Annotated in this window: 23 protein-coding genes; 15 read left to right on the top strand and 8 right to left on the bottom strand. The window is 45.2% G+C overall.

Annotated elements, in window-relative coordinates; genetic code table 11:
* Window positions 1–30: 30 nt before the first annotated feature.
* Together xseA and NGM44_RS00865 are read right to left on the bottom strand one after the other, a co-directional pair.
* A complete protein-coding gene (xseA, locus tag NGM44_RS00870) occupies window positions 31–1,560 on the bottom strand; it encodes an exodeoxyribonuclease VII large subunit (protein WP_253223813.1) in 1,530 nt (509 codons plus the stop codon).
* Window positions 1,561–1,651: 91 nt separating this feature from the next.
* Window positions 1,652–2,563 (bottom strand): lysine exporter LysO family protein, encoded by a 912-nt coding sequence (locus NGM44_RS00865; RefSeq protein WP_253223812.1) that lies wholly within the window; start codon window positions 2,561–2,563, stop codon window positions 1,652–1,654.
* A 261-nt stretch (window positions 2,564–2,824) separates the two neighbouring features.
* Between NGM44_RS00865 and NGM44_RS00860 the strand changes: the two genes are divergently transcribed.
* From NGM44_RS00860 to ttcA, 3 genes are all read left to right on the top strand, one after another.
* Window positions 2,825–3,973 (top strand): mechanosensitive ion channel family protein, encoded by a 1,149-nt coding sequence (locus NGM44_RS00860; RefSeq protein ID WP_253223811.1) that lies wholly within the window; start codon window positions 2,825–2,827, stop codon window positions 3,971–3,973.
* 99 nt (window positions 3,974–4,072) lie between these two features.
* Window positions 4,073–6,868 (top strand): bifunctional 23S rRNA (guanine(2069)-N(7))-methyltransferase RlmK/23S rRNA (guanine(2445)-N(2))-methyltransferase RlmL, encoded by a 2,796-nt coding sequence (gene rlmKL / locus NGM44_RS00855; protein ID WP_371923517.1) that lies wholly within the window; start codon window positions 4,073–4,075, stop codon window positions 6,866–6,868.
* 168 nt (window positions 6,869–7,036) lie between these two features.
* A complete protein-coding gene (gene ttcA, locus NGM44_RS00850; protein WP_371923535.1) occupies window positions 7,037–7,987 on the top strand; it encodes a tRNA 2-thiocytidine(32) synthetase TtcA in 951 nt (316 codons plus the stop codon).
* Between the two features lie 69 nt (window positions 7,988–8,056).
* On the opposite strand, the gene NGM44_RS00845 is transcribed toward ttcA, so the two are convergent.
* Window positions 8,057–8,281 carry a TfoX/Sxy family protein gene (locus NGM44_RS00845; RefSeq protein ID WP_253223809.1) on the bottom strand — a complete coding sequence of 75 codons (225 nt, stop codon included), beginning with the start codon at window positions 8,279–8,281 and terminating at the stop codon, window positions 8,057–8,059.
* A gap of 70 nt (window positions 8,282–8,351) precedes the next feature.
* Complete coding sequence (gene aroQ, locus NGM44_RS00840) at window positions 8,352–8,822, bottom strand: type II 3-dehydroquinate dehydratase (protein ID WP_253223808.1); 471 nt, start codon at window positions 8,820–8,822, stop codon at window positions 8,352–8,354.
* 352 nt (window positions 8,823–9,174) lie between these two features.
* Here aroQ and NGM44_RS00835 point away from each other — a divergent pair, with 352 nt between their 5' ends.
* The 4 genes from NGM44_RS00835 to hemW all read left to right on the top strand — a co-directional run bounded on the left by NGM44_RS00835 (window position 9,175) and on the right by hemW (window position 12,542).
* Complete coding sequence (locus NGM44_RS00835) at window positions 9,175–9,381, top strand: cold-shock protein (RefSeq protein WP_253223807.1); 207 nt, start codon at window positions 9,175–9,177, stop codon at window positions 9,379–9,381.
* Window positions 9,382–9,608: 227 nt separating this feature from the next.
* Window positions 9,609–10,037 (top strand): hypothetical protein, encoded by a 429-nt coding sequence (locus NGM44_RS00830; RefSeq protein WP_253223806.1) that lies wholly within the window; start codon window positions 9,609–9,611, stop codon window positions 10,035–10,037.
* Window positions 10,038–10,109: 72 nt separating this feature from the next.
* Complete coding sequence (locus NGM44_RS00825) at window positions 10,110–11,360, top strand: DEAD/DEAH box helicase (RefSeq protein ID WP_253223805.1); 1,251 nt, start codon at window positions 10,110–10,112, stop codon at window positions 11,358–11,360.
* 3 nt (window positions 11,361–11,363) lie between these two features.
* Window positions 11,364–12,542 (top strand): radical SAM family heme chaperone HemW, encoded by a 1,179-nt coding sequence (gene hemW, locus NGM44_RS00820; protein WP_253223804.1) that lies wholly within the window; start codon window positions 11,364–11,366, stop codon window positions 12,540–12,542.
* A gap of 105 nt (window positions 12,543–12,647) precedes the next feature.
* Here hemW and NGM44_RS00815 read toward each other — a convergent pair whose 3' ends face one another.
* Entirely contained in the window at window positions 12,648–12,788 is a 141-nt protein-coding gene (locus NGM44_RS00815; protein ID WP_253224586.1) for an entericidin A/B family lipoprotein, read from the bottom strand.
* Window positions 12,789–12,995: 207 nt separating this feature from the next.
* Between NGM44_RS00815 and NGM44_RS00810 the strand changes: the two genes are divergently transcribed.
* Window positions 12,996–13,550, top strand: coding sequence for a tRNA (cytidine(34)-2'-O)-methyltransferase (locus NGM44_RS00810; RefSeq protein ID WP_253223803.1), 555 nt, complete (start codon window positions 12,996–12,998; stop codon window positions 13,548–13,550).
* Between the two features lie 27 nt (window positions 13,551–13,577).
* Entirely contained in the window at window positions 13,578–13,925 is a 348-nt protein-coding gene (locus NGM44_RS00805; protein WP_253223802.1) for a hypothetical protein, read from the top strand.
* Between the two features lie 45 nt (window positions 13,926–13,970).
* Here NGM44_RS00805 and NGM44_RS00800 read toward each other — a convergent pair whose 3' ends face one another.
* From NGM44_RS00800 to tusD, 3 genes are read right to left on the bottom strand one after another with little or no spacing between them, the layout of a single operon-like run.
* Window positions 13,971–14,282: a TusE/DsrC/DsvC family sulfur relay protein gene (locus NGM44_RS00800; protein WP_253223801.1), complete on the bottom strand. Its 312-nt coding sequence runs from the start codon at window positions 14,280–14,282 to the stop codon at window positions 13,971–13,973.
* 24 nt (window positions 14,283–14,306) lie between these two features.
* Window positions 14,307–14,615: a hypothetical protein gene (locus NGM44_RS00795; RefSeq protein ID WP_253223800.1), complete on the bottom strand. Its 309-nt coding sequence runs from the start codon at window positions 14,613–14,615 to the stop codon at window positions 14,307–14,309.
* A gap of 6 nt (window positions 14,616–14,621) precedes the next feature.
* Window positions 14,622–15,011: a sulfurtransferase complex subunit TusD gene (gene tusD / locus NGM44_RS00790; protein WP_253223799.1), complete on the bottom strand. Its 390-nt coding sequence runs from the start codon at window positions 15,009–15,011 to the stop codon at window positions 14,622–14,624.
* A gap of 182 nt (window positions 15,012–15,193) precedes the next feature.
* Between tusD and glnE the strand changes: the two genes are divergently transcribed.
* From glnE to cas8c, 6 genes are all read left to right on the top strand, one after another.
* Window positions 15,194–18,007: a bifunctional [glutamate--ammonia ligase]-adenylyl-L-tyrosine phosphorylase/[glutamate--ammonia-ligase] adenylyltransferase gene (glnE, locus tag NGM44_RS00785; protein ID WP_253223798.1), complete on the top strand. Its 2,814-nt coding sequence runs from the start codon at window positions 15,194–15,196 to the stop codon at window positions 18,005–18,007.
* A 208-nt stretch (window positions 18,008–18,215) separates the two neighbouring features.
* Window positions 18,216–19,148, top strand: coding sequence for a branched-chain amino acid transaminase (locus NGM44_RS00780; protein WP_253223797.1), 933 nt, complete (start codon window positions 18,216–18,218; stop codon window positions 19,146–19,148).
* Window positions 19,149–19,247: 99 nt separating this feature from the next.
* Entirely contained in the window at window positions 19,248–19,427 is a 180-nt protein-coding gene (locus tag NGM44_RS00775; RefSeq protein ID WP_253223796.1) for an oxidoreductase-like domain-containing protein, read from the top strand.
* 61 nt (window positions 19,428–19,488) lie between these two features.
* Window positions 19,489–21,942: a CRISPR-associated helicase Cas3' gene (cas3, locus tag NGM44_RS00770; RefSeq protein ID WP_253223795.1), complete on the top strand. Its 2,454-nt coding sequence runs from the start codon at window positions 19,489–19,491 to the stop codon at window positions 21,940–21,942.
* Window positions 21,943–21,948: 6 nt separating this feature from the next.
* Entirely contained in the window at window positions 21,949–22,710 is a 762-nt protein-coding gene (gene cas5c, locus NGM44_RS00765) for a type I-C CRISPR-associated protein Cas5c (RefSeq protein ID WP_253223794.1), read from the top strand.
* On the top strand, window positions 22,707–24,806 hold the full coding sequence (gene cas8c, locus NGM44_RS00760) for a type I-C CRISPR-associated protein Cas8c/Csd1 (protein ID WP_253223793.1): 2,100 nt from the start codon (window positions 22,707–22,709) through the stop codon (window positions 24,804–24,806). Before cas5c ends, cas8c begins: the two co-directional genes overlap by 4 nt.
* The last annotated feature ends 5 nt before the right edge of the window (window positions 24,807–24,811 follow it).

Raw genomic sequence — 24,811 nt, 5'->3', positions numbered from 1 at the left:
TACCTTAAAAGTTTTTCGAAAATTATAGCGTTAAAATAACTCTGAATGCACTGATTCGATGCGCGCACTGACGCTACCATCCTGCCACTGAATGCGTACGCGATCATCAGCCTTGAGCATACTCGCACTTTTGATCGGCTGATTGACATCATTATAGATGATGGCATAGCCTTTTTGTAGGGTGTGTTTGGGGTGTTGAGTCAGGATTAGGCGTTGTAGCTGTGCGCAGCGATCGCGCATGACTTGCAGGCGAGATTTCACACTGTGATGGCGGTGTAGCTGATGTGTACTTTGGTGCTTGGCATGGGTAAGCTGCGTAATGCTGTGTTGATGAATTGATTTCATCAAGGCATAAGTTTTTAATTTTTCTTTAGAATGCTGGTGTTTGATCGTTTGGCTAAATTGCTTGAGTTCATGTGCGGTGTCTTTTTTTGCCAAGGCGATGGCAGCTAGGCTTTTTAGGCGTACTTTCTCAAAATGCCGCTGGCTGTTATTTTTGGCAAGGTATAGCTGATCCAGTGCTTTTTTGTGCAGGTATTCCATGGTGGATTTGGCTTGGCTTGTAATTTGTGCCAAATGCGATTCTATACCGAGCACGACTTTTGACGGTGTGTCAAAGCTTGTATGTGCCACCAAATCCAAAATCACCTGATCGCGCTCATGACCGACGCCAACCCAAACAGGCACAGGGCATTCTGCGATCAGTGCTGCCAATTCATAATCGTTCAAATATGCCAAATCGCCGACCGCGCCGCCACCGCGAATAATCACTAAGATGTCGGGTAGTTTTTGATGATTTTCTACAAACTCTGTCAAGCTTGTAGTAATAGCGGCGCGAATCTCACTGGGTGCATGATTGCCTTGAAAAGTGGCATGATGATAGTGAAATTGGCACGCACCTGCACGCATCAAGCGATCGGCTTCAGCGCGAAAATCTCCCAATCCCGCCGCTTGCTCTGGTGCGATGACGATGACATTTTCGATGTCAAATGGTGTGGGCAATTGTTTATTTAAATTGATCAATCCTTCATCGATCAAGCGTTTTTTCATCGCTTGATAAGCGGCTGCGATCTCGCCGAGTGTGTAGTTCGGATCGATGTCTGAGATATTTAGGCTAAAGCCGTATTGCGCATGAAAACTTGCTGAGCATTCGATCAGGATGCTTGCGCCTGCGGCAAGTTTTTGCCCTGTGGTAGCGGTGAATTTGGCAAGAACTGTATTGGCACGATACCGCCATAAGGTCGCGCGGCAACTGGCAGTGATGTTGTCATCATCGTCTTTTTCGGCAAGTTCAAAATAATAATGGCCGCCTTTGCTGTGCAGTGAGCGGATTTCGGCGCGCACCCATACTTCATGATCGAAGCTGTCATCAATGACCAATTTGACCGCAGCCAAATAGTCTGATAGGGATAGATGAATGTCTTGTAATGCTTGCTGATTTTTTAATGATTCTTCAAATTCTTCGGCGATTTTTTGGTGTTTGGCAAGGATGTCTTGATGGCTATTTACCTGATCAGCTCGGGCGGCGCGCAGTGCTTGTTCGACGATGGAGTTTGACATAATAATAACCAAAATAAAGCGGTGAATGGGTTATTGTAACAAAGCAAGGGTCTTAAGACAATGTGTGCTTTGTACTGATATAATGCTAAGATTATCCCAATTGACTAAATAATACCATTAAAATTGGCGAAACCACATTGGTGATAAAACCAAAGCTAATCACCACAGGCATGATCTGTGTACCGCCTGATTGTAAAATGGTTGGCAAGGTAAAATCAAGACTGGTAACACCGCCCAAGCCAATGCCTGCCGATGTCGAATGGCGCATCAGCATCGGAATGACGATCAAAGCAACGATCTCACGACCCAAGTCATTGAGCAGGGCGACACTGCCCCAAACCGCGCCATAGGCATCGGTCATGATCGTGCCAGACAGCGAATACCAACCAAAGCCAGATGCCAATGCCAAGGCTTTTGCAAATGACACTTCTGAGAAAATCAGCGCATAAATGACACCGCTTAATAAAGTGACCGCCATAAAAATCACACTGATTTGACAGCCGCGTTTATTTAGCATGGCTTCACGAAGGCTTACGCCAGAGCCTTTTAATGAGATTCCGACCAAGAACAGCAGTGCCATGAGTAGCACGGTGGTGGTCCTCTCAGGGGGTAGCAGGGCAGCAGGTAAAATCTGAGCTAAGCTAAATCCGATGGCAAGACAAATCAGCTGCACAAGGCTGCCGCGTAGGCTAACTTTTGGCTTACTGCCTTGCGTGTCTGTGCGCGTGGTGTGCTGTGGTGAAAAGCGATCAAACGCCCATAATGCAACGACGCCTGAGCTTAGAGTAAGTAGCATTAGCACGCCAAGATACATGGCGATCGCGCCGATTTTCTCCGCCAAATCCTGCACAAGCCCAAGCTCAATGCCGATGACGATCAACAGTAAAAATACCAAATAGCCCAAAGCGGTTTCGCTCATTTTCACCCACTCTGGACGACTGGGTAATAAAAAGCCAATAAACATCGGGCTTAGGATAAGTACAAGCGTGATCAGACCTGACATAGCGGTACCTGTGTGGATAAATTTCGCTATTGTAACACTGTTTCTGTATTTGTGAAAGTTATCCTTGTTTTGGGCTGAAAATATGCATAAACAGCGTTCGTTATGATGGTGTGTGGATAAAATTTGTGCAAGCTGAATTTATATAACATTTATTAAAAAATAACTCGTATTTATCAATGGCTTAGTGTCAATTTTTTTGTTAAAATATCAAGTCTTAACACCAATTGCTGTAGTTGATTTTTGTCGATGGATGTGCCCGCTATGAATGCGTCGAATATTGCACAATTTTTTGAAAAAATATTAAGGGAATTATACCAAAATATCTATTGGTTGCTTGGTGGTTCGCTCGATGATAAGACGCTCAACTGGGCAAAGCTCGGCTTGTCGATACTGGCCACAGGCATTAAAATCATCATTTTGCTTGTGTTGATTGGCTTTATTTATTGGCTGCTTGTCTATGCCATCAAGACAGTGCGAAAGGCGTTTGGCTTACCGCATCGCTATGCGCGCATTGCTCGCGTGACTTTACGCTATTTGTGGTTTGTTACCAGTATTTTGGCGGTGCTGTCGCAGATTGGCGTGCGGGCGGACACTATTAAAGCAGGGGCATCGGCGGCAACTTGGGCGGGTTTTTATTATGCACTGTGGGCTGCCAGTGGACAGATGGTCAGCAGTGTGCTGAAGCATTATGATCTGAACGCATCGATTGAGCAACTTTTAAAAAACTTATTATTAGTACTTATCTTGGTGCTTGCCTTTGCCACCGTGATGGCAAAATTCGGCTTTGATATTTTCTCAATCGTTGCAGGTCTTGGTATCGCAGGTCTTGCGGTAGGTTGGGCGTCCCAAAGCACCCTTGCCAATTTCATCGCAGGGATTGTGATTTTGGTGGAGCAATTTTTCCAAGTTGGCGACTGGATTCGCTTGGGTGATAAAGAAGGTCGCGTGGTGAAAATCTCGCTGCGCGCCACGCAAATCCTAGATCGCGACAACATTATCATCATCATTCCAAACTCAGCAGTGGCATCGTCTGAAGTGGTGAATTTGACTTCCAAAAAAATGATCCGCTTCGATGTCAAAACGCGCATCGGGCTACACGCGGACATCACCGCTGCGCGCAGTGCGATTATTAAAACTTTACAAAAAGATGAAGTGGTGCTTAAGCATCCTGCGCCACTTGCCACGGTTGATAGCATTGGTGAATCGGGGATTAATCTGATTGTGCGTTTTTGGGTTGCGCCATTATCGGTTGCGCGCATCCCTGTGATTAAAGAAAATATCAACGAAAAAATCAAACGCGCCCTTGATGACGCAGGCGTCGAAGTACCGTATCCATATATGAAGCTTGTGATGAGTGATGAAACCAAAGATAAGCTGCTACACACCGATGAGTTGATGGATAAAAATTAAGCAGCCAAACCACCGATTCACTTGGTGGTTTTTTATCGTCGAAATCACAAAGCTGTGCTATAATGGTTTGTTTGACTTCGACTGAAAATTTGGATCGTTATGACTGCGTCTGCCACCACTTATTTTGCCAATCTGCGCACCTTTGACCCAAGCGCATTTCACCTTGTCATCACTTGCGCTGATGGGCTTGAGCCTGCGCTGCTGATCGAGCTTGATAGCTTTGGCATGACAGGTGAGATCTTGCGCGCAGGGCGTGTGCTGGTGCAGACGGATTTGACAGGTTTGTATCGTTTGTGCCTTTATAGTCGTGTGGCAAGTCGCGTGCTTTTGCCACTTGGCGAGTATTATTTTAAACAAAAACTTGATAATGGCAACGAAGTTCTGAACGAAGATGTGCCTGAAGCACTGTATCAGTTTGCTAGCCGTATCGATTGGATGGCGCTGTTTGGCTTAGATCACCGCTTCGCCATTCGCCTAAGCACCGATAAGCGACTGACGGTCAATCAGCAGTTTGCTACCTTGCGTATCAAAGATGCAATTGCCGATACTTTCAACCGTGCGTTTGGCGCGCGTCCTGATGTCGATGCCAAAGCCCCTGATTTTCAGATTTTTGCCGCTGCCAATAATAAATTTGCCGAACTGTTCCTTGATTTATCAGGTACAAGCTTACACCGCCGCGGCTATCGCATCGCCAATACTGCTGCGCCTTTGAAAGAAAACTTGGCATCAGCCCTGCTGTACGAATGCGGCTGGCACAAGGGTGAGTTTGATGCCATCATCGATCCGATGTGTGGTTCGGGTACTTTTATCACCGAAAGCCTTCTGATGCGCGCCAACTACCCTGTGGGACTGGATAAAGCAGCGGATGAATTTGGCTTTTATTGCTGGCAGCATCATGATGAAGATTTGTGGGATCAGATGGTCGCCAAAGCCACGCAAGATTTTCATGATAATTTAGAAAAACTACAAAATGAGCAGCTGACCATCATTGCCTGTGATGCCGATGCCTATGCGGTGCAAGCGTGTCATAAGAACTTGATGGCGTCAGGCTTATCACCGATTTTATCTAAGGTGCGCCTTGAGCAGCGTGCGGTGGCGACATTGGGTGATGTGCTGAGCGATATCATCGCCAAATCAGCATTGATCATCAGTAATCCGCCTTATGGCGAGCGACTGGGCGACAGTGATTTTATCAAGCCCTTGTATCAAGGCTTGGGGCTAAAATGCGTCGATGGCTTGCGCGCAGCAGGTGTGGATCATGCCTATATGGCGGTACTGGCAAGCCATGTCGAGCACGTCGATACTCTGCCAATCGCCGAGCCGAAAACTTTACGCTGTCACAACGGTGCACTGACGGTGTATTTTCGCTATGGTCAGCTGAATTTGGTAGCCTTGCCAAGCATTATCCGTGATTACGAGCGTCGTGAAGTGCTGATTGATGATGCACAAGAATTCATCAATCGCCTGCAAAAAAATGTAGTCAATCTTAAAAAACAAGCTGCCAAAACAGGCGTAACCAACCTGCGCGTCTATGATGCGGATTTGCCCAATTTCAATGTCGCCATCGATGTCTATGGCGATAAAATCCATGTGCAAGAATACGCACCGCCTAAGCAAATCCCTACTGATGTCGCCAAAGCGCGCTTTAATCTGGTGCTGCACGCGGTGCGCGAAGTCTTTGGTGTATCGCGTGAATCGATTTTTATCAAGACACGCGCGCGCCAATTGGGCAATGAGCAATACACCAAGAATGAAAACAGCAAACGCCACAAGCTGTATGTCGCCGCCGAAAATGGTGCGTATTTTTATGTCAATTTTACAGAATATCTTGACACTGGCCTGTTCATCGACCATCGCAATATGCGCGGACTTGTCAAGGCGGCAAGTCGTGGCAAACGCGTGCTAAATCTGTTTTCTTATACCTGCTCAGCCAGTGTCCACGCTGCAATGGCAGGGGCGAAGAGCGTAACTAGTGTCGATTTGTCGGGTAATTATTTGGATTGGGGCAAGCAAAATTTCGCCCTCAATGGCTTGGTACTTGATGCTCAAATTGAAGATGGGTTAAAATATCAGTTCATCGCAGAAGATACCTTTGAATGGATTAAGAATAACACCGAGCAGTACGATGTCATCTTTATCGATCCGCCGACTTTTTCAAATTCTAAGAAATTTAAAGGCACCTTTGATGTGCAGCGTGATCATGTGGCGCTGATCAATCGCGCGATGAATCGCCTATCTGCGGGTGGCGTGCTGTATTTTAGTAATAACTACACGCGCTTTGAGATTGACGAGAGCCTGACCAATCGCTATGAAGTGACGGACATCACGCACAAGACCATCGGCTTTGATTTTGATATCAAAAAACCGATTCATCAAAGCTTTGAAATCCGCCACAAAAACGCCATCAAATCTGCCTTGGTAGCTGATAATGAGCCAAGCCATATAAGTGGTGATTTTAAAGATAAATTTGATAAACAATTGGATAAATCAGCGGATTATACAGGCGAAAAATCACGCAGCTTTGGCAAAGATGGCGATGGCAAACGCACGGATAAATCGCGCTTTGATAAAACTGACAAGCCGAATCAAGGCAAAAGCTTTGCTAAGCGTGATGATAAATTTACCAAAAAATCAGCTGACAAACCAAGATTTGATAAAAAACCAGCAAACAAAAAGCCGTTTGATAACAAATCATTGAATAAAAAATCAGCCGACACTCATCCAAAAACTGTGCAAAAACATAAGCGTGCATTGGATACGACAGGTGCCAAGCGTGTGTATGTCAATCCAAAACTTGCAGGCGCAGACACGCTTGCCAAAAATCTGCAAGATAAGATTGACACCAAAAATGATACAAGCACCACTTCGCGCTATCAAATTAAATCTAAAAAATAAATTTATTGTATATATAGGTAAGCCATGACCACTCATATCGAAGAAATCGACAATCAAGAACAACAAACCTTGCAAAGCGTGCTATCGGGTGCGGATATTAGCCTTGGTGATCATGAAGAAGAGCTTGATGATCATGCGGACGATGCTCGCCATGAATTCGATGATGGCATCAAATCTGCACGCTTTAAAAAGCTACAAAAGAAAATCCGCAAGGAAGTGTCTTGGGCGATTCGCGACTTTAAGATGATTGAAGATGGCGATGTGGTGATGGTCTGTATCTCAGGCGGTAAGGACAGTTTTACACTACTTGATATTTTATTATTCCTAAAGCGTATTGCGCCGATTCACTTTGATGTCGTGGCGGTAAATCTTGACCAAAAGCAACCTGGTTTCCCTGAAGATGTGCTGCCAAAATACCTATCAGAGCAAGGCATTCCTTACTATATCCTAGAAAAGGATACTTATAGTATCGTCAAATCTGTCGTCCCCGAAGGCAAGACCTACTGCTCGGCGTGCTCTCGCTTGCGTCGTGGCTCATTATATGGTTTTGCTAAACAAATTGGCGCAACCAAAGTGGCGCTAGGTCATCATCGTGATGATATTTTGGCGACATTTTTCCTAAATCTGTTCCATGGGGGCAGCCTAAAAGCCATGCCGCCAAAGCTATTAAGCGATGATAAACAAAATGTCTTGATTCGTCCGCTTGCCTATGTCGCCGAAAAAGACATCATCAAATACGCTAATTATAAAAAATTCCCAATCATTCCGTGTAATCTGTGCGGCTCACAAGAAAATCTGCAGCGCGCGATGATTAATGAGATGCTGCGTGAATGGGATAATACACATCCAAAACGCTTGGCAAGTATGTTTAAAGCCTTGCAAAATGTTGCGCCAAGTCAGCTAGCTGATCGTAATTTGTTTGATTTTGAAAATCTGCAATTGGCACGCACGGATGATGAGCGACTGTTTGAAGGTGATAATATCCAAGTGGGTGTGAGTGATAAGCTTAATCAAATGGGCTTGCCAACTAATCCGCTGGTGCAGACTTTTAACCCAAAATTTGCCAAAGAAGACGACAAAAAAGACAATAAAATCCCTGTGATTAATCCGTTGTTGTAATTTATTTTGCACATTAAAAAGCTAGGTATCAAAACCTAGCTTTTTATTTTGCTTAAAATATTTAACCGTTTAAAACTTAAGCTTGGCTGCAATCACCGCCATCAGCTCATCACTATCATCGATCAAGCCATCATCGATTTTAACATAGTTCATGGCAACAGATTTGCCTTGTCTTTGATAGGTAAATGGCGTGTCGATACCGCTGATTTGTGAAGTTTTGATAAATATTTGATGGTCTTTATCAATAATGGCGAACATTTGCCCGTTTAAAAATAGGCAATGCTCGCCGAACATTTTGCGAGATGAGATTTTCCCCAAGGGGCCCAAGCTATCGCACAGATACTCTACAAAATCATGCATTGGTTTAAAATGACTGATTTTTAAAATATTGCACAAACCAATCCAAAGCCATCTCATAGCCCAAATCACCCAAGCCGCAAATCACACCAACTGCTTTATCTGAAAAATAAGAATGTGTGCGAAACGGCTCGCGTGCATGGACATTGGACAGATGCACTTCGATAAATGGTTTATTCAATGCTGCTAAAGCATCTCGGATAGCAACCGATGTGTGTGTAAAAGCAGCAGGATTGATGATCACGCCATCAATCGGCTCGGCGGATAACAGCCCAACTTCACCGATGAAATCAACGATCGCGCCTTCGTGATTGGACTGAAAACAAATCAGCTCAATGCCATCTGCCTGCGCTTTTTTGATAAGCCTATCTTCAATATCCTGCAATGTGGTATAACCATAAATCTCAGGTTCGCGCTTGCCAAGTAGGTGCAGATTTGGACCATTGATTAGAGTGATTTTTTTGGGTAGTCGGTTCATGGGTTTCTCTTTAACAGTTGCAATCGGTGAATTTATTGTAGTGGATTTTGTACAACTTTGCATTAAAATATTTTATCAATACTATCGAAAAGCATAAAATAAGTTTTTCAAAAAGTAAATGATGATTATTTTTTATCGTAAAACTTGTATTGGTTTTGTAAACCATGTATTATACGCATAATGGCTTTTGCTGTTAAGTTATATCAGTGGCACTTTGTTGTTAGGGTTGTAAGGGAATTTTTTTGCTAGGGATCCGAGCAAGTATAATGGCTGTGAACATTTGCTAAGTTGCCATCGCTCATACCGTCCATCATTCACAGGATTTTCGTGATGGCTACATAAGGAAATTATCATGTCTAAAGAACAAGGTACCGTTAAATGGTTCAATGATGCCAAGGGTTTTGGCTTTATTCAGCGCGCAACCGGTGAAGATGTGTTTGTGCATTTTCGTGCGATCCAAAGTGAAGGTTATCGCTCTTTAAAAGAAGGTCAAGCGGTTGAATTTGTCGTCACCGAAGGCGATAAAGGTCTGCAAGCTGAAGAAGTGGTCAAGCTATAATCAAAAGCTGAGCATTTTGCTGTAAATTTGGTATTTTTACCGTGCAAAACTCGTCTTAATTTCAAGGCGAGTTTTTGTTTTGTTAAGCAATCATTGCAATTGTGACTTGGCAAAGGGCGGGGCAATGTGCGATAATGTGAATGAGTGTCACCTTTGTTTGGGTGGCGAAATTCACCCGATGAAGCGATCAAAATAAGATCGCAAAAATCATACAAAGGTAGATAACAATGAAAACTGCGGTAAAATTATTGGCGACAGCGGCACTGCTTGCAAGTAGCACTTTGGCGATGGCAGCAGATAAGCCAGCCAAAAAAGACAGTAAGCCACCATTTACGCCAGAAGAGATTTCAATGTTGCAATTTTGCGACTCATCATCATTTGGTCTGGTGCTACTTGCCGATATGCGCCAACGCGGTCTGAGCAAAGCGGACGCGACCAAAGAGCTTGATACTGTGATCAACGCCATCAATAACAGCACTGAAGATAAAGAAGTTGCCAAGCAATTGGGCGATTTTTGGAAAATGAACATCGATGGTATGTGGGAAACCAAAGTGTATGATACCGATGCAGATAAGAGCGGCTTTGTGCAAGCGGTTTATCAACAAAGCATGGGTACTTGCATCTCTGATCTGAAAAAAGGCGGATCGGCCAACTAATCCAAGCGGCTGTCCACTGGGCAGCCCATCTTTATTGTTATAAGACTAATTTTGACCACGCAGCCAGTTTCCATGTCGAAAGATTCAATGAACGCCACCACTGATTTTGCAAACGCTCCTGAGCCAAACATCGAACAGGGCATCGAGCCAAGCGCCTTTGTGCAGTTTGAAGATCTACCCCTGTCAGCATCGACGCTAAAAGCCGTCAAAGCACTGAATTTTGATCGCTTAACGCCGATTCAGTCGCAGATTTTGCCGCATACTTTGGCAAATCAAGATGCCATCGGGCAGGCGCAGACAGGTACGGGCAAGACGGCGACTTTTTTGATTACCATCATTGAGGCACTGCTCAAGCGACCATTTGCCAAAGATGAAAAGCGTTATTTGGGCGAGCCGCGCGCCTTGATTTTGGCACCGACGCGTGAGCTTGCGCAGCAGATTTTGGCAGATTGTCGTGAGCTGACGCGATTTAGCGAGCTGTATAATCTGTGCATCACAGGCGGTGCGGATTTTGATAAGCAAGCTGAGCAGATCAATAAGCGACCGCTGGATATCCTAATCGGCACACCGGGGCGGATTATTGACTGGGTGAATAAGGGCGTGCTGTTCCTTGATCGCGTGGAAGTGTTTGTGCTTGATGAAGCGGATCGTATGCTGGATATGGGCTTCATCCCTGATATTAAGCGCATTGTCCGCCATATGCCTGCCAATACCGACCGTCAAAGCCTGCTGTTTTCGGCGACTTTTAACCAAGATGTGATGAATTTGGCTTATCGCTGGCTGTATCATCCTGCCTTTGTCGAGATTGCGCCCGAGTCGAAGACCAATACCGCGATTGATCAGCAGTTTTATCTATTGACCGAAAAAGAAAAAATGAGCGCGCTGCGTCAGATTCTTGCCAATCCTGATGTCACCAAGGCGATCATTTTTGCCAATCGCAAAGATCAGGTTAAGCGACTGTACGATAATCTGCGCCGTTATCATGAAGTGACCATGCTCTCAGGTGATGTTGCGCAACAAAAACGCGAACGCTATCTGCAGCGATTCAAAGATGGTGAAGTTAATATCTTGGTTGCGACCGATGTTGCTGGTCGCGGCATCCATGTTGATGATGTTAGCCATGTGATTAATTTCACCTTGCCTGATATGCCTGATGACTATGTGCATCGTATCGGACGCACGGGGCGTGCAGGGCATAAGGGCGTGTCGATCAGCTTTGTCAGTGAAAATGATGCGTTCAACTTACCTGCACTTGAGTCGCATATTGATATGAAGTTTAAACTCAATCAATTTGAATTTGACAACAGCAGTGACGAAGCTTAATCCATGATTCCTGAGCTTGAGCTGCTGCCATCGCGCATTCCGCTGTCGCTGTACATTCATGTGCCGTGGTGTGTGAAAAAATGCCCCTATTGTGATTTTAATTCGCACGCAGCAGGGCAGGATGCGCCATTTGCTGAGTATGTTGATGCACTGCTAGCAGATGCGGTAAGTCAAGCGCAATATCTGGCAAATCGTCAAATCAGCACAGTATTCATCGGTGGTGGCACGCCATCGCTATTGCTTATCGATGAGATGGCGCGATTATTCGCAGGTCTTCGTAAGATTTTGCCATTTGCAGATGATTGTGAAATCACTCTAGAAGCCAATCCTGGTACGCTTGAGCACGCACCTTTTGAAGAATACCTCAATATTGGTATCAATCGCTTATCCATCGGCGTGCAGAGCTTTGATGCTGATGCACTGAGCGTACTTGGGCGTATTCATAATCCCGATCAAGCCATTCATGCCATTCAGGCTGCTCGCGCGGCAGGTTTTCGCCGTGTGAACTGCGATCTGATGCATGGACTGCCGCAGCAGACGGCAGATAAGGCAGTACATGACATCACGACCGCGATTCATGCTGGCGCAACGCACATCTCTTGGTATCAGCTGACCATCGAGCCAAATACTGCCTTTTATCGCGCACCGCCTGATCTGCCTGATGAAGAGATGATGGATGCCATCGAAACCGCTGGGCGAGATGTACTGACCAAGCACGGATTTGATAATTATGAAGTCAGTGCATGGGCGGGGCAAAATGATACGCCGTGTCGGCACAATCTGAACTATTGGCAATTTGGCGACTACCTTGCCATCGGCGCAGGGGCGCATGGTAAAGTAACGCTGCATGGGCATGATGGGCTGAGTGATGGCGTGTATCGTTTCCAAAAATCACGCCTGCCTAAAGATTATCTTAATTATACCGATGCACCTAAGATGGTGAACTTCGAGCCTGTGGCAGCGGAGAATCTACCCTTTGAATTTATGATGAATGCCTTGCGCTTGCGAAATGGCGTATCGACACAGCTGTTCGAAGAGCGCACAGGGCTGTTTGTCAGTACCATTGATAATGAGTTGATGCCACTACAGCATCAGGGTTTGATGGTGTTTGATCCGCTGATTTTAGCGCCGACGGCATTGGGCTTTCTCTATGTCAATCATTTGGTGAGTCAGTTTTTATAAAATGCGCTTAATAATATACTGGTGTTAAACAAATAAAAAACTTGCCTTGATGATATTTCAAAGCAAGTTTGGGTGCTGAAATTAAGTGTAATTTATAATCGTAAATTACAGCTTGTTTTCAACTTTTTCAGCGGTATTCGAAACAGCTTCACCAGTTTTTGACACATCTTTGCCAAATCCCTTGACGGTGTTACAGCCAGTCAATACGACCAATGTTGCCAAAGAAGTAATCAGTAACTTTTTCATCATAGTATCCTTATGGTTAATGTGTTTTGGCAAATGCACTGCAGATGACGGCAGTGGCATTCACGCTTTTATCTTAACGAAGTTTTTGGCTTTTGACCAGTCATTCATCGTTTATTTTACATTAAATTACAATTGAAATAATCAAGCAAGATTTTGTTGATTATAATAACCGAAATACTTTCAATAAAAATCGCCTACAGAGCATTTATGTCAAATTCTGTCGATAACCCATTGATTCATATCGTTTTATTTTCGCCAAAGATTCCCAATAACACGGGCAATATCATCCGCTTGTGCGCCAATACAGGTGCAAGCTTGCATTTGGTTGAGCCGCTTGGTTTTGAGCTTGATGATACCAAGCTTAAGCGCGCTGGGCTTGATTATCATGAATATGCCAATCTGCAGGTGCATGGCGATTGGGCGGCGGCAAAATCTACACTACGGGCGCAGGGCGTGAGTCGATTTGTGGCGATGACGACCAAATTCAGCCGCCCATTTTATGAGTATGATTTTGGGCTGAATGATCAAAGTGACGCGCGCGGTATCGCTGTGGTGTTCGGTTCGGAGACCGACGGCTTGCCTGATGATGTGCGTACTGATATCGGCGCGGAGAATTGGCTGAGATTGCCGATGTTGCCACAGTCGCGCAGCCTAAATCTTGCCAATAGCGTGTCGATTTGTCTGTATGAAGTTTGGCGGCAGCTTGGCTTTGTTGGTGATGTGGGTGAAAGCGTCGGCTATCATAAGCCGACATCAAGATAACTTATTGAATTTATAAGGAAAAAAACCATGCCACAAGTGATCATTGAATTATCAACCGCGGTGGATTGCGTTGAAGCTCAAGTGCTACACTCGGTCAATTGCGCGCTTGGCGAGAGCGGGGTGTTTCACCTGCATGACATCAAATCACGCCTATATAAGCCAGAGTACCAAAATTGGAATTTGGTCGGTGATGGACGGGGCGATCAGGCGTTCGCCTATGTCAAAGTCGCCATCATGCCAGGGCGTAGCGATGAGATTAAAGCAGATCTTGCTGAGCGCGTGATGACCGCACTCAAATCAACCCTTGCTGCCAAAAACCCAACCATGCAATACGGTGTGGAAGTGGTGGATTTGATGGGGTATTTGAAAGGTTGATTGCTTTAAAAGGCTTGCTACTATTGTGTTTGTGATGATTGATTATCACAAGCAATTCGGCGGTTTTGGCAAGCCTGCAATGCGATTGACATGACGCGCAACCAAGCCTGTGTTAAACAGTGTTTGTAGTTTTTGATTGCTAATCTCAAGCTCGGGCAAGGCGATCATCAGATGCTTAATCAAGGGGCGCGTGGCAGGGCTGTGATGATAAGTCTCAAAAAAATCCCGCACCGCAAGCAAAATCTGATGATGCTCATCGGTCAGCTGCACTTCTAGCGTATCGGCAAGCGTCTGGGCGACATCCGCCGTCCAGTCTTCATGATTCACTAGATGTCCATCATCATCAAGCTTTAGCATTATTTTTCCTTCATTAATCAAAATTTAAAAATTCAGCACGGTATCATAGTCTGAGATGATGGCGGTATCTGCTGTCAGCACTGCTTGGATTTTTTTATCAAGTGTATCAACTGCATTGCTAAACTGATGATAGGCAAGTGGCATATCGTACAATTCAAGCGACTGCACCATACCAAATAATCGGCTATTTTCATCTTGTAATACTATTAAGCTATCATTCATAAAATTAAGCTGTACTTGATGATCGAAAGTCGCCAAAGTCATCGCAAGGGCAAGGGCTTCATAACAAATCAGCTCACTATCACTGCCAATATTAATTAAAAATTTCATCATCACTCCTTAATATTGCACCACGGCAGTTTCATCATCGATCAAGAGCGCAAGCTCAGATAGACCCACTAGCGTAAATGGTACAAGCAAATTATCACCATCTAGACTGTGGCGTTTGGCATTCTCAGCATCGGTGATGCCGCGCGCTAGAGCTGTGCTGACACAGACAGGCAGTGACAGATTGTGGCTTTGGGCAAGATTCACCCATTCAGTAGCAATGCTTGGCACATCGGCGGTTTGCCACATCAGGCGATTGGCAGTATATGCACCGTCACCATAGAAGAATACCGCGATATGCTCGCCCTTTGCTAAGCGGCTTTGGGCGTCTTGTAGTGCAAGCTTTGCCTTGTGGCTGTGCGGACTTGTGGTGATTAGGATTAGTGTTTTTGATGAAGTCATAAGATTTTATGATATAATGGGTTTTTTAAGATAAATTTGTCAGATTGGCTGTATTATAACGCAAATTTTGTTGTAAAATAAGGGCGTATTGATAAATCATCGGTTGATTTTGTGCTTTGGTGGTGCTTTATCGGCATTCACAGCACAGATGGCGGCGCAAAGATAAGGAATGGAATGCGACAATGAGTTCATTTGACTTTATACCCAATGAAGAGCAGCTAAATATTTTGGCATTGGCAAGTCCATTTGCCAGTCAAATTTACCAAAAGCACACCGCACAGGCGCAGGCTTTTTTGGGTGAGTTTGGTTTTGGCGTGCCGATTGATCGTGCTGGTTTTGATATGCTGGTGCGCCGCTTTGTTGGGCTTGGTACGACTTATTATCTGGATGCGATCAATGAAGCAATGGTGATGCAAGGCTTGCGTGATTTGCGCAAGTTTTTGATGCTTAAATGGATTTGGCAAGATGCGCTGTCGGTGATCAGACTTGAAGATTTGACCCGCGAGCTGTCGGATTTTGCTGATAGCTGTATCAGCTTTTCCAAAGATTTTGTTTATCATAAATTATCAATACGCTATGGCGATCCGATCATTCGCCGCAAGATGAAGACGCTCAAAGATGAGCTTGCCATCATTGCCATGGGTAAGCTTGGCGCAAGAGAGCTGAATTTATCGAGCGACATTGATTTGATTTTTGTGCATATTGACAATGGCGATACCGACGGCAAAAAGTGCATCGACAGCCATAAATTCATGCGTGATCTTGGGCGTGGGGTAATTAAGCTTTTGGACGAAAACACCGAGCATGGTTTTGTGTTTCGTGTCGATATGCGTCTGCGTCCGTGGGGCGATGGTTCACCATTGGTGCTACATTTACAAGCGCTTGAGAAATATTTCAATCAGCATGGGCGCACTTGGGAGCGGTTTGCATGGCTAAAATCGCGTGTGGTCAATGACATCAGCGATGAGTTCGCCACACAATTACACCAAATTACTAAAAACTTCGTTCATCGTTACTACATCGACTACAGTGCATTCAGCGCACTTCGCGAGATGAAAGCGATGATTATCAATCAGCAAACACAGCGTCAAGACCTTGATAATGTCAAGCTTGGCGTCGGGGGTATCCGTGATATTGAGTTCATTGTGCAGGCGTTTGCGCTGATTTATGGCGGTCATCATGTGCGTATCGCTGAGCATCCTGCCTGCCTTGAGTGCTTGGCGGTGCTGATTGAGCTTGGTTATATTGATAAAGAAGAAGGACGGCAGTTGGGCGCGGCGTATCGCTTTTTGCGCCGACTTGAGCACGCCATTCAAGCGCGCCACGATCATCAGACGCAGCGACTGCCGAGCGATGCCAATGAGTTGTTAGCAGTGGCACAGACCTTGGGCTTTGAGTCGGTGACATCGTTCCGCTCGGTGCTGGATGCGCATCGTCAAAATGTAAGCCGTCCGTTTGGGCGCATGGTCACTGATCGTCAATCGCCTAAGCAAGAGAGTTTAAACGCCAGTGAAATCACAAGCTCACTGCACGAAAGCCTTGGCGATGATGCGATGGCAAGTCTTGAGCGGTTTAAGCAGTCGCGTCTGGTAGCGACGCTCGATGATGTGTCCAAAGAGCGACTCAATCAAGCTTATCCGATCATTTTGCACGCGCTTTTGACCCATGCGCAGCTTGATGGCGTGGCGTCCGCGATGGCAGCATTGCCACGACTGATCAGTCTGCTTGAAGCGATTTGTCGCCGTTCGATTTATCTTGTAATGCTCACCGAGAACCCAGATGCGACGGTGCGTCTGATTCCGATGCTGTCAGCAAGTCCGTGGATTGCGCGTGAGCTTGCGCATTATCCAGTACTGCTTGATACTTTCTTACAAAAACGCTATCTGCACCTGCCTGATAAAGTTGAGCTGACTGACATTTTACGCCAAAGTTTGCTGCGTGTTGAGCCGTTTGATGACGAAAGCTATCTATCGGCGATTCGCTTGTTTAAAAAGACACAAGTGCTTGCCGTGGCGACCGCAGATGTGCTTGGTCTTCGCCATATCATGAAAGTATCAGACAGTCTAACTTTCATCGCTGAAGTGGTGCTAGAGTCTGCGCTGTATCGTGCTTTTGATGAGCTAACGCAAAAACATGGTTTTCCATTGCTTCAAAATGGCGATCGTGCCGATGTTGATGATTGTGGTTTTGCCATCGTGGGCTACGGTAAGCTTGGCGGACTTGAGATGAGCTATGCGTCGGATTTGGATTTGGTGTTTTTGCACCGCATTGACGAAAAAGGCGAAACCAATGGCGAAAAGCCAATCAGCGGCATGAAGTTCGCTTCGCGCTTGATCCAAAAGCTGATGACTTATCTGGCGACACAGACGCGCGATGGCCGTGCTTATGAGATTGACACGCGGCTGCGTCCATCGGGCAATGCAGGCGTGCCTGTGATTTCTACCCATGCCTTTGAAATGTACCAATCAGAAAAAGCGTGGGCGTGGGAGCATCAAGCCTTGGTACGAGCGCGTGGTTTGATCGGTGATGATAAGGTTTTGGCAGAATTTGACCGTATTCGCAAGGATGTCTTGACCAAAAAACGCGAGCCTGAGCAGGTGCGATCTGATGTCATCGAAATGCGCCAAAAAATGCAAACGCATCTTGGCACTAAGCCAAACAGTCGCGATGGCGATAGTGAGCAATTCCACCTAAAGCAAGACTTTGGCGGGCTTGTCGATATTGAATTTTTGGCGCAATATATGGTTTTAAGCCTAGCGCACGAGTATCCGACGCTTGCGATTTGGCCAGATAATGTGCGGATTTTTAAAGAAGTGGGCAGGGCGAAAATTTGGGACATTTACCGCTGCGAACGCCTAACCCAAGCCTATCTCGATCTGCGCAAAAAAACCCATGAGCTTGCCCTATCTGAGCAGACGACGATCGTTGATGATGAAGAGTGGCATGAGCTGCGGCAGTTTGTCCGTGAAGTATGGCAAGAAGTTTTGGGTAAGTAGGGATAATTTTGAAAGAAATTTTCTTAAAATCTTTGGCGGTATTTGATGGGATTAAGTTGTGATTTGATATGAAAAAATCATTTGCAAATACCGCCAACAATGCTTATAATCCATAACATTTAGATGGTCGTTAAGTTTTGATGCAAACTTTTGGGAAACAAAGCCGTGTCAAAGTTTAATAAACAGTTATCAAAATAAGGAAACCACTATGAGTTTGGCTACCCAACAAGGTAAACTATGGCTAGATGGCGCACTCGTTGAGCAACCAGAAGCGAAAGTTCATGTATTGACGCATAGCTTGCATTATGGCTTGGCGGTATTTGAAGGCGTGCGCGCGTATCAGACACCAGATGGCCGCACAGCAATTTTCCGCCTACAAGAGCATACCGAGCGTCTGCTAAATTCTGCGAAAATTTTTCAGCTAAACTGCACTTATAGTTTCGATGAGCTTTGCCAAGCACAAAAAGATGTCGTGCGTGAAAATGGTTTGGCAGCTGCGTATATCCGCCCATTGATTTGGGTTGGTTCAGAAAAATTGGGCATCGCTGCTAAAGACAACACCATTCATGCCGCAGTGGCCGCATGGCATTGGGGCGCGTATCTGGGCGAAGAAGGCATTAAAAATGGTATCCGTGTGAAGACTTCAAGCTACACGCACCATCATCCAAACGTCACCATGTGTAAAGCCAAAGCGGCCAGCAACTATCCTGTGTCTATCCTAGCTAACCAAGAAGTGACCCGTAATGGCTATGATGAAGCAATCTTGATGGATCCACAAGGTTATGTCTGCCAAGGTTCGGGCGAAAACCTATTCTTGGTAAAAAATGGCGAGCTACACACGCCTGACTTGGCAGGTGGTGCACTTGACGGCATCACTCGTCGCACGATCATCCAGTTTGCTCAAGATCTGGGCATCAAGGTGGTTGAGCGCCGCATCACTCGTGATGAGTTCTATTTGGCGGATGAAATCTTTATGACTGGTACAGCGGCAGAAGTAACGCCAATCCGTGAATATGATGATCGCACCATCGGTAACGGCGGTCGTGGCCCAATCACCGAAAAACTACAAACGCTATATTTCGATGTGGTGCAAGGTCGTAATGAGCAGTACAAGCACTGGCTTACCTTTGTGGATGAATAATCCGCAAAGTCATTTGGCTTGCGAGCGCTCAAATCCATGCGGGTTTGGGCGTTTTTTATGGAAAATTTTGTTATAATGAAACAAAAAAAGGAGTCAACCATGAGCGAAACTCAAGTATTTAATGAAGTATTATTACCCAAGCCTGACTATCCTGAAGACTGGGAATGTTGTGGGAGTGAATGTGGGGATTTTTGTGTGTATGAGATTTATCAGCGGGATAAGCAGGCGTATGATGAGCAGCAAAGCAGGCTTGAGCGGATGAAAATTGCGCAACATTGACTTTTGAAACTACTTATTGTATTTTGGGCTATAAGTCATTTTGTGGAATGCGAGGATTGATATGGCAGTAAACTATATTGCGCATGTCCGCCAAGCGGATAAATCGGAACAATCTGTTGCCACCCATTTAACCGAAACCGCCGCGATTGCCAGAGAATTGGCAGCCAAGCTGGATTTGCCTGCAGCAGGCGAGTTGCTGGGCTTGATGCACGACTTTGGCAAATATTCCAAGAAATTTCAAAAAAGAATTTATGAGAATAACGGTTTGGAGTTTTATGACTGCGATGAAGATGCTGGTACGGACGATGATGGAGGTTTGGGCGACAAGCCAGACCATTCCACGGCGGGTGCACAATGGGTGTATAGCCGTCTGAAAAATTTTGGTGAAAACGGCATCGGCGAATTGGTTGGGCAGATACTGGGATTGTGTATTGCTTCGCACCATGGGGCGGGGTTGATCGACTGCCTGAATCCCGAAGGTGATGCGGTATGGCGGACACGCTTTTCAAAAGACGATGTGCTGACGCATTTGGCAGAGTGCGAGCAAAATGTTGATGAAGCGGTCAAGCGGCAGGCGGAAGGTTTGGCTAATGAAGATTTGGTTAAATTGCTGTTAAAACCGCTGGTGACCATTCTGAAGCAACCAGATAGCAACGATAAAATCAAAGAATTTTATCTTGGTTGTCTAACCCGCTTTCTGTTCAGCTGCCTGATTGATGCCGACCGCATCAACAGCGCAGATTTTGAACGCGAAATACAAAAGGATTTGTGCCGTTTGATGCAAAAGCCAAACTGGCAAGAAGCGATTGATAAGCTTGAAAACCATTTGGCTGGTTTCGAAATCCGCTACCCGATTGACAAAATCCGCCGCGAGATATCCGATGTCTGTCTGAAACGCGCTGCCGATGCGCAAGGTATTTATACGTTGACCGTGCCGACCGGTGGCGGAAAAACCTTGGCAAGCCTGCGCTATGCCTTGCATCATGCGCACAAGCACAATCTTGACCGTATTATCTACATTATTCCCTACACATCCATCATTGACCAAAATGCCGAGGCGGTACGCAAAATTCTTGGCGAAGATTGGGTTCTGGAACATCACTCCAATCTTGACCCCGAAAAACAAAACTGGCAAGACAAGCTGCTTGCCGAAAACTGGGATAAGCCGATTGTGTTTACCACCATGGTGCAGTTTCTCGATGCCTGGTTTGGCGGCGGCACACGTGGTGCACGGCATATCCACCCGATGACCAAGAGCGTGCTGATTTTTGATGAAATCCAAACCCTGCCAGTGAAATGCGTGCATTTATTTTGCAACACATTGAATTGGTTAACTCAATTCGGCAAATCCAGCGCGATATTGTGTACCGCTACCCAGCCACTGCTCGATAAGCTGTCCAAATCGGAATTCGGCGAATTAAAATTGGCGGAAAATGCCGAAATCATGGGCAAAAACGATCAGTTAAACAAGCTGTTCGATGACTTATCGCGTGTGGAAATCCACTATCAACCCAAAGCAGGCGGATGGTCACTGGCTGAAGCAGGTGAACTTTTATTGACGCAGTTTCAAACGGCCTCAAGTTGCCTGTTTATCGTCAATACCAAGCAATGGGCGCGTGATTTATACCAATACTGCCAACAGCAAAACGTGCCGCCCGAAGCCCTGTTTCATCTGAGTACCAATCAATGTTCGGCGCACCGCAAAGCCATTTTTGACGAGATCAAAGGCCGTCTGAAAAACAAACAGCCGGTGATCTGCATCAGTACCCAGTTAATTGAAGCCGGCGTGGATATTTCGATGGCTTGCGTGATCCGCGCTTTGGGGGGATTGGATTCCATTGCCCAAGCAGCAGGACGCTGCAACCGGCACGGTGAAAAAGATGGTAAAGGGCAGGTGTATGTATTGAATCTGCAAGAGCCGAGTTTAGAGCAAGTTTTACCTGATATTCATCAAGGGCAAATTCAGGCCGAACGTGTATTACGTGAATTTATCGACCAAGATATTTTGCGTCCCCAAGCTATTGAGCAATTTTTTAAATATTATTTTTATAACCGTAGTCAGGAGATGGCATATAACATTAAAAGTAGTTCATCCGGTTCTTTATTAGACTGGCTTTCAGATAATCGTTTAAATGTTTATGCACCAAAAAATGATAGAAGAACAAAGCTATTTCCGCTACTCATGCAATCATTTAAAAGTGCGGGGCAGGAATTTCAAGTGATCGAAGCGCCGACCCGTGCAGCAATTGTCCCTTATGCAGATGGTAAGGAGATTATTGCTAAATTATGTGGTGGCATAGATATGAAAGAGCGTTATGAAAATTTGAAAAAAGCACAACTTTTTAGTGTGAATATATTTCCAAATGTATGGAAAACTTTAGAGGAAAAAGGTGTGTTAAAGCAGATTGAAAATACTGGAGTCTATTATATTGATTATTGTGGCATAAGTTATTATAGTGATAAATTTGGATTGTCTGTTGATGAAGTAGGTGAAATGCCGTTTCTTTGTGAGTAAGGAGTAATGATGGAAAATGAAAAAACATTTCGGAGCGAATTATTTAGCTTTCGAGTATGGGGGCGGCAGGCGTTGTTTACCGACCCCGTTACCAAAATCGGCGGCGAAAAATTCAGCTACCAAGTGCCGACGTATGAAGCGATAAAAGGTATTTTGAAAAGCATCTACTGGAAACCCACACTGATTTGGCACATCGACAAAATCCGTGTGATGAAGCCGATTCGCACCCAAAGCAAATCCACCAAACCCTTGGATTGGAACGGCGGCAATACGCTGGCGATTTACACCTTTCTGCAAGATGTGGAATACCAAGTACAAGCACATTTTACTTGGAACGAATACTGGGAAGAACTCAAAGACGACCGCAATCTGGGCAAGCATATGGCAATTGCCAAGCGGATGCTGGAGCGCGGCGGACGACAGGATATTTTCTTGGGCACGCGCGATTGTCAGGGCTATGTGGAGCCGTGCGAATTCGGCAGCCCAAGTCGGGACGGCAAAGCAGGCTTTTACAATGAAATCGACAATCTCGATTTCGGACTAATGTTCCACAGCTTCGGCTATCCCGAAGAAACGGGCAAACACGAGCTGGTTAGCCGTTTTTGGCAGGCCAATATGCAATACGGCGTGATTGAATTCCCAAATGTAAACGATGATACAGGCTGCCTTAAAACCCGCTTTATCCGCGAGATGCAGCCTGAAAAACCGTTTAAACGCGGCGAAAACGTGAAGCCGGTGGAAGATGAAGCCAAGGAGTTGGGATTATGAGTTGGATGCAGAAATTGTATCGGACGTATGAGTTTGTCCAAAACCAAGGGTTGGATGATGAAGAATTAGCATTGCCGTTTCATCTGTCCAAAGCGGTTCATTTGAAAGTCGTTCTAAACGACAAGGCAGAACTGGTACGGGCAGAACGGTTTGAAGGCAAAAAGCAGGTCCCTATTCAAGTAACCGAAAAATCATCAAAACGTTCTGGTTCGACGATTGCAGCATATGCGTTGCACGATGGTTTGCAATATATTGCTAAAACAGCGAAAGATTACTTAACAATTGAATATTTGTCTCAAATTGCCCCCAAAAGGGCTAAGGGAAAAGGTGGGAAAAAATGGCAAGATTTTCTTGCTGGCTCTGATGAGGAAAAACAAAATTTTGCCGATGCGGAAAAGGCAAAATATCAAAGTTATTTTGAATGTTATGGGAAGCAGCTATCCGATTGGGCTGAGTTTAGTGGTTTGCAAGAAATAAACATTGTCTTGCGCTATGTCCAAAAAGGTTCGCTGATTGATGACTTGATCGAGAAAAAATATTTTTCTTTTGAAGATAATATCCTGATGTCAGGTAAGGACGATCCGTTTGGTTTGACAATTGTGTGGGCTGTGGATATGCCAAGTGACCCTCATTCCGACTTATGGAGCAAAAGCAATATTAAGAGCCAATGGATTAAATATCAAGAAAGCCAATCTGAACAAGGTAATAAAAGCAAAGAGTTATGCTACATAACGGGAGAAGAAGATTATCCGGTAGAGGCATACCCGAAAATTGACGGTAATGCGAAAGTGGTTTCTGCCAATGATTATACTGGATTTACTTTTCGGGGGCGGTTCTATGGGGATAGAGACAATGGTGCCAAATCTGAATTAGGCAGTCAGGCTGTAATCTTGGGAAGGGGTGTTTCTCAAAAAGCATTTAATATGTTGAAATGGTTGATAAAGCGTCAGGGAATCTGTAACGGTGATCAAAAAACGGTTGTTTGGGCAATTAGCGGTAAAGAAGTTCCATCGCCGATGAAAGATTCTTTTGGCATGATTGATTGGGATAACTTAGATACCAGTACGGTTGAAAATGAAGAAGAAATGCCGTCTGAAACAAACATTTCAGGTAAAGATTGGTCAAGTTCGGTAGGTCAAAAAGCAGCCGAGATTATTAAGAAAAAACTGCATGGATATAGAGTTAATTTGGAAAATCATGAGCAAATTTCTTTGCTTGTGTTAGATAAATCAACAGATGGACGCATGGCATTAACCTATTACCAAGAATTTCTGCCAGCTGATTATTTCGCCAATCTGGACGCTTGGATAGACGATTTTTCTTGGTATCAACGCCACAGCATCGAAAAGCCAAACGGCAAAAAATCCGACAAACAAACCCTTTGGGTGTTCGTGCCGCCGTCGCCGGCTGCTATCGGTTATGCCGTTTATGGGCAGGCTTTAAGCGATACCCTGAAAAAACAACTCTACGCCCGCCTGTTACCCGTGATTGCCGGTGGCAAAAACGTGCCGATTCCTTACTATTTGGTGCAAAAAAGTTTTCAAGTAGCCTGCAATCCTTATGCAAACCACCGCCCAGAAGGTGGGGAAAAAATTCGTAAAGCTAATTGGCAACGCAATATTGGCGTCGCTTGTGCCTTATACAAAGGCTGGCGCGCCCGTCATCATGATTTATCACAACGGAGAACTTACCTTATGAGCTTGGATACTGAAAACCGCTCCCGCGATTATTTATTCGGCAGACTGCTGGCAATAGCTGAGAACATCGAGTCCTACGCGCTTTATCTGGCGGAGGAAAAGCGTGCCACCACAGCCGAGCGTTATATGCAGCGCTTTGCAGAACACCCGTTCGCGACTTGGCGCAATATCGAATTGGCATTGAAACCCTATCAAGACCGCCTTCGCAGCCGCGGCAAAGATACGGGCACGCAAGCCATTGGAGAAATTATGGAGCTGTTCCAACGCAATGATTTTATTTGCGACGACAAATTAAGCGGTGAGTTTCTTCTTGGTTATCATTGCCAAAAAATGGAAATCAACCGCCAAATTGCCGAGCGCAAAGCTGCCAAGCAAAAGAAAACCAAAACCGCTGAATAACCCCA

This window comes from Moraxella sp. FZFQ2102 (genome assembly GCF_024137865.1).
Lineage (GTDB): Bacteria > Pseudomonadota > Gammaproteobacteria > Pseudomonadales > Moraxellaceae > Moraxella.
This window is presented reverse-complemented; position numbering and strand designations above follow the sequence as displayed.